Origin of the sequence: Schlesneria paludicola DSM 18645, assembly GCF_000255655.1 — a bacterium.
GTDB lineage: Bacteria > Planctomycetota > Planctomycetia > Planctomycetales > Planctomycetaceae > Schlesneria > Schlesneria paludicola.
On the sequence record NZ_JH636436.1, the window covers coordinates 1 to 14,899 of the forward strand.

Here is a 14,899-nt window from a genome sequence, read left to right on the forward strand (position 1 = left end):
CCGTGTAAACGTCACGGGCACACAATCGGTCAACTAAACTTTTACAATTGCGCCGCGAACTGCTGGAGAAGCTGCTCGATCCATACTTTGCGGTGGTCATAGTTCTTGCCGGTCACCGAGTCGGTTCCCAGCAGGAAACATCGCCGCACCACGCGATTCATGACATGCACGATCGCGATCTCATCCGGCGCAAAGACCTCCGCACGAGACAGGCGAGCCATGACAAGGTCCTTTAATCAGCAGAATCTTTTCATTCACCACACCGAAAAAATAGAACATTTCTTGAATCGAAGTTCAATCGATCCGATGAAGATGCTGTGTCCCCATGGTTACCCATACCACTATACCTCCGCCTTCTTTGGTAGCGCCGACCATTCTTCTTGAAATCCTAGGCTCCACGTTTTAAGTACACTATAGTAGTAATCTGCCGATATCCATATGTCACTCAGCGTGCTGGGGTCATGAAGCCTGCCCTTAGTCTTGAATGCGATCAGGCGAACTCGCTCGTCTACATCAAACTGAAGAACATAACTGCCATCATCGAAAGCTTCATCACCATCAGGTGCCCAAACTGCGCGAGCATTGTGTAAGATCCTGCTATACTCAGGGAGGGGAACACCAGTGTTGGCGTTAAGTTCGTCATCGTTGTAAACTGCATTTCGAAAGTCGTCTGCGATATCCGCCGCCCGGGCGTCGGTCGCAACCGATACTCGGTGTTGTCCACGATTCTTTAATCGACTAATCACTTCTTGAAATGAGCAGGCAAGCATTGTTGCTTTGTTCTGCCGGACTCCATAGACACGCCCATCAATAATTATTACGAAAAACCCTAAAGCGAGAGCACTTAATCGTTCGTAGGCACATGCGATATGTGACTCTATCGCAAATACAGATGGGTCGCCAACAATCATTTAAACTCTTTGCGAATGTAGTTTGGTATATCCTCAAGTCGAATTGGACCTGCGCCGGCCGTCGAGCCATTCCAGTGAGTTTCGCCATTGCTTGGACGGCTAAAGCGGTGAAATACTCCATCCGAATCTTTGGCCCAGCGAACACCGGTTTTATCGACAACCGACTTGTCAAACAAGTCTTGAACATTAGAGGGTTCTGTCAGGGCAATCGAGCGTCGAAGTCACGGTTTGATTATTGCGTGAGGAAGTGGTCAGGGAAGCCCCGCGAATTCGGGCTTGGATTTCTCTGATCATTTAGCAACGGAGTTGACTCGTGTCCTCAGCATTTGTTGAAACAGTTACGCAGTACTTTGAAGAAGTTACAGATCCCCGCGTCAATCGTGGTCAGAATTATCCTCTGATCGAAATGGTCTTCGTTGCGCTGTGCGGCTCGATTTGTGATTGCAACTCTTGGGTCGACGTCAGTGAGTTCGGTCATGCCAAACTCGCTTGGTTTCGGAAGTTTCTGCCGTTCAAGCTCGGTGTTCCCTCGCACGACACGTTTAGCGAAGTTTTCGCCCGATTGGACAGCGTGCAGTTTTACGCCGCCTTGCAGTCGTGGACCACCAGTATCGCCGGTTCGCTACAGGGTCAGACAGTCGCCTTTGACGGCAAGACATTGTGCGGGTCGTTCGATCAGGCGTCTGCCAAATCCGCGTTGCACTCGGTCTCGGCATGGGTGTGCGGGCTGAAACTGTGCCTGGGCCTGAAATCGGTGGAAGACAAATCCAACGAAATCCCGGCTGTTCAGCAGTTAATTGATCTCATCGATCTGCGAGGAGCAATTGTCACGGCCGACGCGATGCACTGCCAGATCGAAACGGCCGCTAAGATCGCAGACAAAGGAGCGGACTACGTCTTGGTCGCGAAAGGAAACCAGAAATCACTGCAATCAGAGATCCGGGAAGTGCTGGCCAAAGCCTTCGAAGAGAATGATTCTCGCCTGCGACAATGTGCCTCCGCCGAAACGAGTCACGGCCGAGATGAGACGCGACAAGTCGTGGTGATGCCCGCTCCGAAGAATTCGAAAATCTTCTCGAGGTGGCCGAATATCCAAACCATCGGTGCGATCTATCGGACACGCGACGTCGACGGCAAACAGATCGAATGGCAAGACTGCTTCATCAGCAGCCTGTCTTCGAAGGTCCGCAATCATCGCGACCTTCTTCGATCTCACTGGAGTATCGAAAACTGCCAGCATCATATCTTAGATGTAACATTTACAGAGGATTCGAGTCGAATTCGGAAAGGAACGGGGCCCGAAATTAGTTCCGTTTTCCGCCGACTGGCGCTCACGATTTTGCAACAGGACACTTCGATCAAAGGAAGCCTTCGAAGCAAACGAAAGATTTGCGGCTGGGATGAATCCGCGTTTGAAAGGCTTCTCGCTGGTTTTTCTGAGGATTAACGCTCGATTGCCCTGGACTTGTCCCCCCCCGTATGAATGGTTTGTTTTCTCGATTGGGGTTCCGCGGCGTGTTGCGCTGAGTTTCATCGTTCGCTTGATTGTCTGGAGGGCGTGCAGTTGAGTGGGTTGGTGTCGCCACGATCCACCCGTTCCCTGCGTCAAGTTGTCGGGAGTCGAGATGTTCTGCGTGTACTTGTAGGCGGCAGTGTCTCTGGGATGTCTGTGGGCGAAGAGGGGCGCGAGCATTCGTCGATGTCGGAGTGTTTCGAAATTGTGCATGCCGGCCGGTGGTGATGAGGTTTTCGGGGGTGGCGAGCGGTGTGTCATCATTTGGGGCTCAAGGCATGATCGGGTTCTGCTGGTTGCCTGTGTTTTCCATTGGCCGGTCGAAGATTATGGATTGGTCCTGTGGCAGCAGGGGCGTGTTTGAGTGAATCAAAGAGGTTTCGCGGATAAGCCGTACTTATGGACGCAGTCGCCATTTTTAATGCTCTTGAAGCGGTGTTCTGGTTGATTGTCAGCGGCGTCGTTTGGTGGAAAAGCAGGGGCGCAGGTCGGTTTCGACAGCTCGGTGGCTGGGCGGCATTCTGGTTTGTCTTGTTTGGGATATCTGATGTGATCGAAGTCTTCACGGGTGCCTGGTGGCGGCCCCTGTCATTGCTCGTTTTGAAAGGAGTCTGCGTTGTCGCGCTGGTCACGTGCGGGGGCCTCTATCGGGCACGGTGTCGCTGACAGGTACGGCGGACGTTCTTGTCGCTGGGTTGATCCATTAACGATTGGCAATGTGTGTCGGGCGACTTGATCGCGACGTCTCTGGTTTTGATTTCAACTCGTTGGGATGCGTTTCCGCGTCCTCGATATCAGTTGCATGCCAAGGAGCTGTGCCGCCAGTCTGGTGAGGCCTGTCGAGTGGGGAGGATCTGCGGTTCTCACTTGTGAGAGATCCATGTTTGGCAATGGTTTGCATCGCTTGCGTTGAAGCGGGGGCGTCCTATAATCCAGCGGTCTTCATGAAGCGGGAGCTTTGCGCTGTGCTCGGGCTCCCCGGTTGACGCGACGGCGAACGTCCCGCATGGCGTTCACTCAGCGAGACTATCTATGCAGGCGATTCGGAATTTCCGTGAATGGTGCCGCAACGTCTACGTGGCGGTTTCCACGTTACTCCAGGGCATGTGGGTGACGATGCGGACGATGATCTGGACGTATCGCCGCAAGACATTTACCGAAGTCTTCGAATACCCCGAAGTGCCGGTCCCGGTCAAAGCCCGTTATCGTGGTTTTCATCGGTTCGATCTGACGACGTGCATCGGCTGCGAAAAGTGTGCGGTGGCCTGTCCGGTCGACTGCATCTACATCGAAAAAGAAAAAAGTCCCGTTGGCAAGGGTTTCCGCGTGAACGGCTTCACGATCGACTACACCAAGTGCATGTTCTGTGCTTTGTGTGTCGAACCTTGTCCCGTGGATTGTATTTTCATGGGTTCCAATCACGATCTCAGTTGTTACAGTCGCGACGGCTGCATTGTGGATTATGCCAAGTTGCCCTTGGAAGTCGGTTGGGGACAAGCGACACTTAATCCAACGGCGGTGGCTGAATCGAAAGTGTTGTATGAGCCGGTATGGGTCAAGGGTGAACCGAGTCCTTTTCAGTTTGCGCCGACTGACGAGTGAATCAGACGTTTATTGTCTTGCCGGGTTTCCGTGAGAGAGGTTTTCGCTGCTGCGGAGCAGTGGCCAAAAAAAGGCGGAGCTACGATGAGTGCGAAACTGGCACCCCGGCACTATTTTTCGGTGGCATCCGCCAACCAGACGTTACCACTGGTCCGAGCAATCGTCAGTGACATCGTCGAGTTGTATCCGGAAGTCAAAGATCGGGAAGAACGGCTGACGCGGATTACCCGCGGTCGGTCCAAGGATGCTCGTCCCGGCGATCCGTATTCCGAAGAAGTCGAGCAGATCAAGCAGGAACTGGAACGGGACGTCGAACGATTGCAGGGCTTCATCGACGAACTGCAGCAGTTGGGAGTGGATTTCAAAGACCCGGTGATGGGCCTGGTGGATTTTCCGGCCCAACGTGACGGTGAAGAAGTTTGCCTGTGCTGGAAACTGGGTGAGCCCTCCGTCGGGTTTTGGCACACTCTCGAGAGTGGGTTTCAGGGACGCAAGGAACTGACTGAAGACGATTCTGAGGGCTCCGCCGCCAGCCAGAAAGAATGAGCTCGCCATGACTGAAGTTGTTGGACATTTTCTCGTCTTCACGATCTCTGCGATTGGTTTCTTGCTCGCACCACTCTTGATCGGCAAGCTGGTCCGGCCGCGGTTGCCGACGCCCGAGAAAGACGCCGCGTACGAGTGCGGTGAACCCACGATTGGAAGCAGCTATATTCAGTTCGACCTGCGTTTCTACGTCGTCGCACTGCTGTTCATCATCTTCGACGTCGAAGTGGTGTTCTTCTTCCCTTGGGCCACGGTCTTCGGGAACGCCATGCAACTCGCCGACACCGCCCTGTCCGCTGCCGCGCGACAACACCTCAGCGAACAACTGCTGGCGCTCCCCACAGGCTCGCTCGCCAATCAGCCCCAGATTGATGCTGCGGCCGCGTTGACGCTCGGCTGGACCACGTTTGTCGACGTGCTCGTCTTTTTTGGTGTGCTGTTGGTGGGCTTCGCGTATGTCTGGAAACGCGGCGACCTCGATTGGGTCCGGTCCACCGCAGAACAACGACTGCGACTGGGGGTGTCCACGACCTATCCGTTGTCTCAGTCAGCGGTGCGGAAGCCTGATTCCCTGACCGCCAGTTAAAGCTCATTCAGAGGGTGGGGGCCGTCGAGCGCCGGGATGAACCTGGCGCAGCTGGTTTCCACGATTTCATGCAGCCAGTGAGGCCGTCGGATGGCTGGGCGACAGTTTGATTCCCGTCAATCGCAATTCTGTGGCCGTGGGCCTTCCGACATCGCTCGCTGAACTTTGTAATACGTTCGACTCGTTCCCGCTCGCACTCAACAAAACTTGTCGTCCGATCTGACGTGGTTGCTGCGTCCGGATCGTGTTTCCCACACGAAGCCAGAACTTCCCGGAATCGATTCCATGAAGATTGAAGACATCCATCAGCGCCTTGTCACTCGCTTCGGTGACGCGATCCGCGAGCTGAAGACTGGCGTCAAAGATCCGTGGATCGAAGTGGCGGTGCCATCGATTGCAGAGGTGTCCGAATTCCTTCGAACGGACCCCGAGCTCAAGTTCGAATCTCTCAACGATCTGACGGCAGCCGACTGGCTGGAAACCGACCCCAAAAAGAAAACACCATGCGAACCGCATGTTGAGGTCGTCTATCACCTTTACAGCTATTCCCTGAAGCATTGGTGCAAGCTGAAAGTGAAAATGCCGCGGTGGAAGAATGATGTGGCGGGCGAACTGCCCCAGGTTCCGTCGGTTGCAGGTGTCTGGGCGATCGCCGACTGGCACGAACGCGAAGCTTATGATCTGGTGGGAATCGAGTTCACCAATCATCCGAATCTGCGGCGAATCCTTTGTCCGGAAGATTGGGAAGGGCATGCGCTGCGAAAAGATTACGAGTTCCCATTGGAGTATCACGGGGTGCGTGGGAAGTAGACCTCGGCATTGATCCCTTCTCTAGACGCCGCTCAAGCTGGGAATAGACATCATGAGTCTGACACTCGAAGATCCTCGCATCGTTGAATTCGACGTTCGTACTGACGAGATGCTCGTCAATATGGGGCCGCAGCACCCCAGCACGCATGGTGTGCTGCGATTGCTGCTGCGGACCGACGGTGAAATCGTCCATGAAGTCACGCCGCATATCGGCTATTTGCACCGCTGTGCCGAGAAGATCGGCGAGAATCTGTCGCCGCCGCAGTGGATTCCGTACACCGACCGGATGGACTATCTGGCGGCGATGAACATGAACCTCGGGTTCGCTTTGACGATCGAAAAATTGATCGGCATGGAAGTCCCCGACAAGGCGATGAACCTGCGGGTGATCATTGCCGAACTGAACCGAATCGCCAGTCACCTCGTCGGGATGGGCGCGTATGGTCTCGACCTGGGAACGTTCAGTCCGTTCCTGTATGCCTTCCGCGAGCGTGAGATCATTCTCGATCTGTTCGAGGAAGTTTGTGGTGCGCGTTTGACCTACAGCTACATTACGATTGGCGGGGCGACACATGATCTGCCCGATCAAATCACGATTCCACCGGGCCTGGCGCAACTGACCGAACGTGATCCCAACATGCGACTCAGTTGGGCCGATGCTCTGCGGATGTTCCTGGATTGGATGACGCCGCGGATCAAAGAATACCACACTCTGCTAACGCGCAACGCCATTTTCGTCCGCCGCACGGCCGGATTAGGCGTCTTGTCGCCCGAGATGGCGATGAGCTACGGCTGCACGGGACCCGTCCTGCGCGGTAGCGGCGTTGACTTTGACCTGCGTCGCGACGGTGAGCCGATCTACACGCGGATGTACCAAGGATACGACTTCAAGATCCCGGTCGCACCGTTCACCGATCCCGCGTTCGGAGCGATTCCGCCCGATGTGAAACTCGGCGACAACTGGTGCCGGTTCTTCGTTCGCATGATGGAAGTGGCTCAGTCGATTCAAATCGTCCGTCAGGCCCTTGATCGCTATCCGTCGTCGAAGGGGGAATATCGTGTCCCGTTCAAGATGAATCAGAAACTTCCCTCTGACGAAGTCTATCTGGAAACCGAATGCCCGAAGGGGTCAATGGGCTTCTATGTCATTGGCGACGGCGATGCGGAACCCTTCCGCGCCCGCGCGAAGAGCTCCTGCTTCTGCAACCTTTCCGTCACCGGCCCGCTCTGCCAAGGCGTCCTGATCGCCGACATCCCCTCGATCGTCGGCTCTCTCGATATCGTGATGGGCGAGATCGACAGATAACGTCTTCTGGACGTGATTCCACTTGGAATTCAGCAGGCGATGATTTAGTTCACGAATCGATCGAGCCCCGAACCAGGTTTCGGCAGGTGCTGGCATAGGGCCTCAGCACTTGCAAGAGACCCGTGAGAACGAGGAGATTGATCATCGCGGATCTGAGCTCGGGCGAATTCGGAGAGACGGCAAGTCGCCAGAATAAGATCAGAGTGCAAGCGGCCTCGATCACATAGCACGTGATCAAGGTTGAACCGCGTGCTTCGTTTTTCTCGTTTCCGATTTGGATGCTGCGGGTGATGAGAATTGTCAAACAACTGACCAGCGCCCAAACTTCCTTGATGTTTCCAAGCTGATAAATCGGCACCGCAAGAGCCACTGCGAGCCCTACGAACCCAACGACGCTGAAGCAAATGCCTGCCCGAAATGCCCACAGACGTTGGTGGCAGGCGAAGTAGGTGACGGTGGCCCAACTGAATGAGAACAGCATCAGCAGGGCGCCGAGCAGCACGTCCTGGAACGTGCCCGAGGACAGCATTCCCGAAGTTCGTGGCGCCGAGTAGGCTATGACGACACCGACTGTTCCCATCACAAGACAGAACCATTGGCATGCGATCCAGAATAACAAGATCGGCCCCCGCCGCTTCTGGATGTCGTCTGGCCACATCAATGGTTGGGCTTCGGTGCTGAATGTCGACTCGGCCATGGTTTGCCTAACCCGAGTGCAAGTCCGTCATTGATCCGGTTGAAATCTGTCCGGTCCGTAATGTCCCTGATCGTACTGAGAAGACGATGATCGAAGCAATCCGTCTTGTTTTGTGTTAGCAGCCTGTTGAAGAATGGGAGACAGGCACCTGGGTCGTCGGGGCGTCATGGCGTTGTTTCATCTGATCCGAGCCAGTCCCCGTGACTTCAACGGGCTGTCAGATGGCAAGTCCGTCGCGAATGCTGGGCTGGGATACAGAATGGATGAGCTCAGCGAAAGATGGAGACATTCGGACGCGCGTCTTTGAAGCCGTTCAAACCCGAGTCGGTGATTTCGGTGTTTCGAATTCTGAGCATGGTGAGATTTTTCAGGCGCTTGATGTCGGAAAGGCTCGTGTCTGTGATCTTGTTGTGACTGATCCCCAGCGTTCGCAATTTTCCCAACACCATCAGTTCACTCATGCCGGCATCGGTGAGGGCGTTGTTCTCGATTCTGAGTTCTTGCAGCCCTTCGAGCTGGTGCAGTTCAGCCAGGCCGTCGTCGGTGACTCGCGTGCCTGAAATAACGAGTGTCTTCAACGATTTCAGCGTGCAGATTTCTCTCAGGCCCTCATCCGCAATCAAACACCGATCGCAACGGAGTACTGTGAGCTGTTCCAATCTTTCAAGACTTTTGAAGCCAAGTCCCGAGATCGCGGTTCGGCTAAGGCTGAGTTCCTTTAAGTGGACCAGACATTTCAGTTCGCTCAAACTGGCGTCGGTGACTTGAGTCGCATCGAGGTTGAGGCTTGTGAGGTGCTTGAGATCCCCCAGACCGTGTAACCCAGTGTCGGTGATCGGTGTGACTCGAAGGTCGAGATGCGTGAGATCGCGCAGGTGGTTGAGTTCACTGATGTCAGTGATTTGTGTACCGCCAAGGGTGAGCCTTCGCAATCGTTTCAGTTCTCGCAACGATCTCAGTCCGACATCCGTGATGGGGGTATCGGAAAGCCTGAGGTCGGTCAATGTTCGTATTGAGCTCAGCCGGTTTAGCTCAACGTCCGTGACTTGAGTGTCGCTCAAGTCGAGCGTCTTGAGTTGGTCGAGGTTCGTCAGTTCCTGAAGTCCGGTTCCGGTGATCTGGTTCGAGCCGATCAAAAGGGTTGTCAGATTTTTCAGTCCCTTTAGTGCTGTCAGACCGGCATCGCTGATTTGTGTCTTGGTCAGCTTGAACGTTTCGAGTTCGTGCAGCCCTCGCAGTTCATTCAATCCTTCGTCCGTGATTTGAGTGCCACGAAGATCCAGTACTGTCAGATGTTTGAGGCGTCGTAGCGACGTCAGGCCGGAATCGGCAATGGGGATGTTGGCGAGATAAAGGTGCCTCAATTCCGGAAGGTCGCTCAATTGCTCAAGGCCTTCATCCGTGATTCTGATCGTGTTTAAGCCGTTCAGATTGCTCAGGTCGAGCGTGGTGATGGTCTTGAGCCTTTTCAACGCCTGCAATCCGTCGTCAGTCATTTCAACGTTTTGCAGCCAAAGGGTCGTGAGATTCTGAAAGTCTGACAACTCACGAAGACCGCGATCAGTGATTCGAGTGTCGCTCAGGTTGAGCTCCGCGAGACGTTCGAAACTGGCCAGTTCCTTAATCCCCGCGTCGGTGATCGAGGTGTTTTGGAGCCAGACCGTTTCCAGGTTCGTCAGTCGTTTCAGATGAAACAGACCGCGATCCGTAATTCTGGTGTCGCTGAGATTCAGATTCACAAGACTTGTCAGGTCCGCCAGTTCTTTCAGATCTCGATCCAAAATCGGAATCGCGTGCAGGTCGAGATCGCTCAGATCGCTGAACGGTTTCAGCAAATGCAAATGCTTCTCACTGAACTTGTGGGCTTCCTCGAACGCAATTCCGATGACGGGATGATCCGGTGCTTCAGCATCTCGCTCGATCAAAGCACCTAACAGTTCAAGCTTCTGAACCGCCTTGGAGACATCGGGACCGTCTTGGGCGATCAGGCGGCTGCCAGCGAGCACCGTCGCTGTGATCAACGACAGAAGAGGAGCACGCATGGCGTTGGTTTCACCGCTGAAGAATCAAGAACGTCACACGCACGAATTTCGTCGGGCAGTTGCAACTTCGTTCCAGCAGGTTCCACCTTACAGCGATTTCATCAGGCTCTCTGAGTCGAACCCCGATCGAGGGGCCATTCGAGCAGGAGTACCTGTTCAGAAACCGCGCGCGTCCTTGGATAAGATCGACGATCGAGACAAAAAACACGGGCCTCAATGCAAGAGCGGCCACCCTTTGAGAAGAGTGGCCGCCCGTTGATCCGAATTGAAGCGAATGCGCAGGCTATTTCGCCAGACCGGCCGCCTTCAGGGCTTTGGCTTCTTCTTCCTTGGACACTTCAGGATTGGGGGTGGCGTCGCCAGGTTCCTGACCCAGAATCCATTTTACCCCACCAGTGACGTGGTCCAGAAATCGCTTGTCGACCCAGGTTGCTTCGTTATGGCCCAAGTTTGTCACGAACACGCGGCCTTCGCCGTAATTCTTGACCCACGAAACGGGGACGTGTCGAGCTTTGGCAACTTCATTGGTCTTCTTGCCATCGGGCCCTTTTTTCATCTCACCCTTGGTTTCGCACTTTTCCAGATTCAAACTCATCAGGACGCGAACCTTCTCTGGCTGCCAGTGACGGTACCAGTAGATTTCGTCCTTGATCTGAAATTCGCTGCCAAACGGCTTCATCGCGGGATGCTTGGTGTCATGCACCGAGATTGTGACAAGTTCACCGGCGTTCCATGGATGGCCGTCGAACGTGCCGCCGATCATGTCCCAATAGGGTTCGTATTCGTGAAAGGTATCGAGCGCCGAGTGAAATCCGATGAATCCATGCCCTTTCTTCGGCAGCCACTCTTTGAAGAAATAGTCCTTGTCGGCGTCGGCGATGGGCAGGTCAAGTGTCGTATAGAACATGACCAGGTCGAATTTTTCCAGATTCGCCTTCGTAAAGTCCGCAGCGGCGTCCTGCGTGCATTTCACGTCGAACAGACCTGTCTGCTGACCCAGTTGGGTCATCGCGACTTCGGCGGGTGCCAGGTCTCGCTTGGGCTGATTCTTCGGGTCACGGGTCACAGGGCCGTGTTTGAACCCGGCGCTTTGTGTCAGCATCAACACTTTGACTTTGTCGGCGGCCGTCGCCAACGACGAACAAAGCACGCTGCCGACACAGACTGCCGCAAAGGCACGGAACAACTTCATAGTGTGCACCTCTCGAGTGATCGAACCGAACGAAGAACAGGCATGATATCGCAAGTTCCGCCGCGTTTCACTCGGCTCGACACTCACATCCTTGGTTCCGCTCCCAGCGTTCCAACCAGTTCATTCAGATATTCGGGACGGCGCAGGCGATCAAGTTCCGCGTCCACCGTCTTTTGGCGCCCGACAATTGTGTCTCGTTCTGTTGGATCGATCTGGGGCCGCTCTTTCAGGTAGCCCGCCAGGTAATCGCGATGACGTTCCCACAGCACGACATCGCGCTGCTGCTTGGTTGCCAACCGCTCGCGGTACCAGTCGCTCGCGAAGAGCGATTCACGTGTGAATTGCTGTCGAACCCAAGGATCCCGTTCCGTTTTTCCTTCGTAGCTGCCATGAGCCATGATGGTCAGCAGGAGCTTGAGCGGCGGACACGCATTCTCGATCGATCCATCTTCGAAGTACTGCGCGGCTGATCGCTGTTGTGCTTCGACGATGTACTTGATTCCGTCTGCGAACGAATCCAGATCTTGTGATTCGGGTTGCAGGATCGATCGATCGAAAACTTTGTCTGGATTGTCGAACACACGCCCGAAGTAGCGTCGGACAAAACGATCGGTGATGCGATAGCCCAGTCGACTGGCCGGAATCGCTTCACCCTTGTGAGTAAAATCGTTGATCGGCTCGAGCAGTCGTTCGGCAAGCAGGAACTGAGGATCGCGTTCGTCCGGTGACATGCGGCACCAGACTTCCGGGATCAGCAGGCTGATATCGTGGTCGAATCGTGCATTCGGACCGATGTAACCTGCCGCGGTTGAATAGCCGGGCAGGTCCGTCAAGATCATTGAGACTAGCGCCGCATTGATGTCGGCCGTGGGGATCACCGCGTTGAAGGGGCCCTTGGTCAACGCGCCTTCGCTTCCTGCGCCCGTCGTGGAGGGGCTCTTGCCCGTCAGCGAGCAAATGTAGTCCATGAAGAGCTCGGGCAATTCCTGGAAATGGATCGGGCCATACACGGCCAGGCTGCGAATCCCTTTCGCGGGTTCTGGCGGATTGTTGCGTCGACCCGACAGCACGGCATTGACCGGCAAATGGACGGGCAAGCGGGCTGGAATCTTGCGCCAGAAACGAGTTCCCATTTGCGCGACATAACGGTCCATCGTGTTCACGACATCCGGACGGTCTTGCAGATAGCGCGGGTTCTTGGAGGGGGCTCCATCGACGATGCGGGGCTTGTCAGAGCAGACCACGAATCGACTTTTCGATTCCAGTGCCGACTCAAGCAGTCGTTTCATCGGTGGCGTGAATGCGTCGAAGTCGACAACTTTTTGAGTGATTTGTTCGATGTCGTCGCGTGTCAGCGGCTCGAAGTTCGAGATAAAGTTCGCACCTTCGCGGGCGATGTCGGCTTCGGCCTGCTTGTCAAAACCGCGATGAACGGCGTCATCGGGACGCTGGAACAACCGATATTCGCAGTTCGACACGAACTTCACCGAATCGGTCGCTGTCGTGGGCTGGTCGCTGGCCGGACTGAACAGGCTGGCATCCGCAGCCAAATTCGAGAGCGATCGAACCGGAACAACGACCGAGGCACTGATGTCGTCTTCGTTCTGAATTTTGGTGGCAGCGGCAAAGTCTTGACGAACTTTGAACGTGCGCCAGCCGTGGTGACCGGACAGACCGACGCGCAGGTACGTCCCAACAATTTGTCGGTCGTGAACTTTCAGCTCGTGCCCCGGGCTGCCGTTGACGAAGTTGACGCTGAAATGGCCGCGCCAGTCATCGCCCCAGGCGGGGTCGTAGAAACGCTTGATGGCATAGACCAGGGCGTAGACGTGACTGGGGATCTTCGCCAGCCACTCGTTGTAGTCATCGGTGTAATCTTCGGACGGGGTCAGCAGTTTGATGACGCTGCCCAGTGACCGCTTGGGGCTCAGGATTGGACGGCTCGGATGGACCGAGTAGTTTTGTTCCTTTCGCATCGAGGGGATCCAACGATCCGTGAAATCACGTGCGAAGATTTTCTCGACCTGATCAAGGTCTTCTTTAATGTCCGAGACATAGACCGAACCATACTGCATGTAGTCGACCAGCGACTTACTGATTTCGCTCTTGCCGCCGCCGCTCACGGTGCACGGTTTGTGACAGAAGGTGCCCTCGGCCGCTGTCCCAATGATTCGCCACGAGGGCGCCGACGGGTGCTTTTCCATTCGCACTTTGTAACCCGAGGGGGCCATGTAAATCTTGCCGGGCAGCAGTGGGATGCTGGATTGCTTCCCGTCACGCGTCCACGAGATGTTCTGCTGCCGCAGGTCGGCCAGGGCGTCTTCGGGAATGTAGTACAGGTCGGGAAAATGACGATCGATTCCATACCCATCCGGCTGGACGTCGATCCATTCCGAATATTCACGGACGACATCGTCAAACGTGCGGCCGTTGTAGCGACGACTGTTGACTTGCAGTTCTTCGCCCAGGCTCCAACTTGGAAAGACCAGTGCGCCACCGGCATGTTCTTCTTCGACGTTTCCCATCAAGTTGGCGGCGTAGCTGATCTGGGTTTTGACTTCTTTTTTGCAGTAGCCGAAATAGTTATCGGCGATAATGGTGACGATCACACCGGCTTCGTTTCGGCAGGTGATTTTGAATGCGTCGCCGCCGTTGTAGAGCTCGTCGTCTTTCTCCCAGCACATCTTGTCTTTGATCTGTCGCGGTGTCGCTTCCCGCACGTGGGGCAAACCCAGTTGCTTCTTGGTTAACCGTGTCAGATGCGGTGCGAGGATCACGCAACCGGTGTGTCCAGACCAGTGTTCGACATCCAGGGCCGCGTCGTTCATCGGAACGAACGGATCGCCCGCATTGCCGAAGATCGATTCGACGAAATCCAGATTGCTGACCAGCGCACCTGGTGCGAAGAATCGCACCTCCATCGTCTTTCGCGGGCAATAACCCGGAACTTCTGGGCAGACAATCGGGCGTAAGAGCACCGTGACCCAGTACCGCGCTTTGTCGGCTTGATTGGCGGTGAATGGCAACAGCAACAGATCTTGCGGTGGATTCATGGCATGTCGGAACAGTTCGACATACGTTCGTTTGGGGACCGCGCGCTTGTCGCCCGGGATTGCCAATCCCCCTTCGCAGACATGGAAGGTACCGACTGTGGTGCGACGGTCTGATCGCGGGTTGTGCAGCACGCCGTTGCGAACGCGATACGAGTGCAGATATTCGCTTTCGAGTTCATCACCATCGGCAGGCAGAGACAATTCTCGGGTTAATCCGTGACGATCACAGACCAGCGCGCGGCCAGGGACGCGCAGCTTATTCGAAGTCGTTGCGGCGGGATTCGCGCGAACTTCAGCCGCAAGTTCGTCGGCGAAATACGAATTCAAAAACGTCTCGATCCGCTGATCGACGGGACAGCGGTGATCGTACAGCAGCCGGGTCTTCTCGCGAAAATTTGTGATAAGACCTGCGGCGAGTTGAACAAGTTCGGTGCCGCCCGCGGCTTCAGAAACCGGCAATCCGTTCGCTGCGAGTTTGAGATTCAAATATCGCAGTAGTTCTAACCGTTCCTGGTCTCGAACCGTGGATGCCCGATCGCCCTCGAATCCCAAGGCGAGTTTCATGTCTTTCACGTCAATTGTCTCTTCACAAAATCAAAGAACGCGGTCGGAGCCTGGGGAAAAGCGTACCCCCCGCCGAT

Annotated in this window: 13 protein-coding genes; 7 read left to right on the forward strand and 6 right to left on the reverse strand. The window is 55.1% G+C overall.

All coding sequences use genetic code 11. The features are described 5' to 3' along the window. Positions 1-41 precede the first annotated feature (41 nt). Both OSO_RS0132920 and OSO_RS0132925 read right to left on the reverse strand, forming a co-directional pair. A complete protein-coding gene (locus tag OSO_RS0132920) occupies positions 42-221 on the reverse strand; it encodes a hypothetical protein (RefSeq protein ID WP_010587136.1) in 180 nt (59 codons plus the stop codon). A gap of 120 nt (positions 222-341) precedes the next feature. Next, positions 342-911 carry an Imm42 family immunity protein gene (locus OSO_RS0132925; protein WP_010587137.1) on the reverse strand — a complete coding sequence of 190 codons (570 nt, stop codon included), beginning with the start codon at positions 909-911 and terminating at the stop codon, positions 342-344. Between the two features lie 313 nt (positions 912-1,224). Between OSO_RS0132925 and OSO_RS46060 the strand changes: the two genes are divergently transcribed. From OSO_RS46060 to OSO_RS0132970, 7 genes are all read left to right on the forward strand, one after another. Beyond that, complete coding sequence (locus tag OSO_RS46060) at positions 1,225-2,358, forward strand: ISAs1 family transposase (protein ID WP_010587138.1); 1,134 nt, start codon at positions 1,225-1,227, stop codon at positions 2,356-2,358. 465 nt (positions 2,359-2,823) lie between these two features. Next, positions 2,824-3,090 (forward strand): hypothetical protein, encoded by a 267-nt coding sequence (locus tag OSO_RS0132945; RefSeq protein WP_010587139.1) that lies wholly within the window; start codon positions 2,824-2,826, stop codon positions 3,088-3,090. Positions 3,091-3,456: 366 nt separating this feature from the next. Continuing rightward, positions 3,457-4,026, forward strand: coding sequence for a NuoI/complex I 23 kDa subunit family protein (locus tag OSO_RS0132950; protein ID WP_010587140.1), 570 nt, complete (start codon positions 3,457-3,459; stop codon positions 4,024-4,026). A gap of 84 nt (positions 4,027-4,110) precedes the next feature. After that, positions 4,111-4,572: a DUF2203 domain-containing protein gene (locus OSO_RS0132955; RefSeq protein ID WP_010587141.1), complete on the forward strand. Its 462-nt coding sequence runs from the start codon at positions 4,111-4,113 to the stop codon at positions 4,570-4,572. A 7-nt stretch (positions 4,573-4,579) separates the two neighbouring features. Beyond that, positions 4,580-5,158: an NADH-quinone oxidoreductase subunit A gene (locus OSO_RS52400; protein ID WP_010587142.1), complete on the forward strand. Its 579-nt coding sequence runs from the start codon at positions 4,580-4,582 to the stop codon at positions 5,156-5,158. A 285-nt stretch (positions 5,159-5,443) separates the two neighbouring features. Then, complete coding sequence (locus tag OSO_RS0132965; RefSeq protein WP_010587144.1) at positions 5,444-5,968, forward strand: NADH-quinone oxidoreductase subunit C; 525 nt, start codon at positions 5,444-5,446, stop codon at positions 5,966-5,968. Between the two features lie 52 nt (positions 5,969-6,020). Continuing rightward, complete coding sequence (locus OSO_RS0132970) at positions 6,021-7,274, forward strand: NADH-quinone oxidoreductase subunit D (RefSeq protein WP_010587145.1); 1,254 nt, start codon at positions 6,021-6,023, stop codon at positions 7,272-7,274. A 49-nt stretch (positions 7,275-7,323) separates the two neighbouring features. Here OSO_RS0132970 and OSO_RS0132975 read toward each other — a convergent pair whose 3' ends face one another. The 4 genes from OSO_RS0132975 to OSO_RS0132995 form a co-directional block, all read right to left on the reverse strand. Next, positions 7,324-7,971 carry a hypothetical protein gene (locus OSO_RS0132975; RefSeq protein ID WP_010587146.1) on the reverse strand — a complete coding sequence of 216 codons (648 nt, stop codon included), beginning with the start codon at positions 7,969-7,971 and terminating at the stop codon, positions 7,324-7,326. A gap of 269 nt (positions 7,972-8,240) precedes the next feature. Continuing rightward, a complete protein-coding gene (locus OSO_RS0132980) occupies positions 8,241-10,013 on the reverse strand; it encodes a leucine-rich repeat domain-containing protein (protein ID WP_010587147.1) in 1,773 nt (590 codons plus the stop codon). 283 nt (positions 10,014-10,296) lie between these two features. Further along, on the reverse strand, positions 10,297-11,205 hold the full coding sequence (locus OSO_RS0132990) for a ThuA domain-containing protein (protein ID WP_157605806.1): 909 nt from the start codon (positions 11,203-11,205) through the stop codon (positions 10,297-10,299). 83 nt (positions 11,206-11,288) lie between these two features. Next, positions 11,289-14,822 carry a PPi-type phosphoenolpyruvate carboxykinase family protein gene (locus OSO_RS0132995; protein WP_010587150.1) on the reverse strand — a complete coding sequence of 1,178 codons (3,534 nt, stop codon included), beginning with the start codon at positions 14,820-14,822 and terminating at the stop codon, positions 11,289-11,291. Positions 14,823-14,899 lie beyond the last annotated feature (77 nt).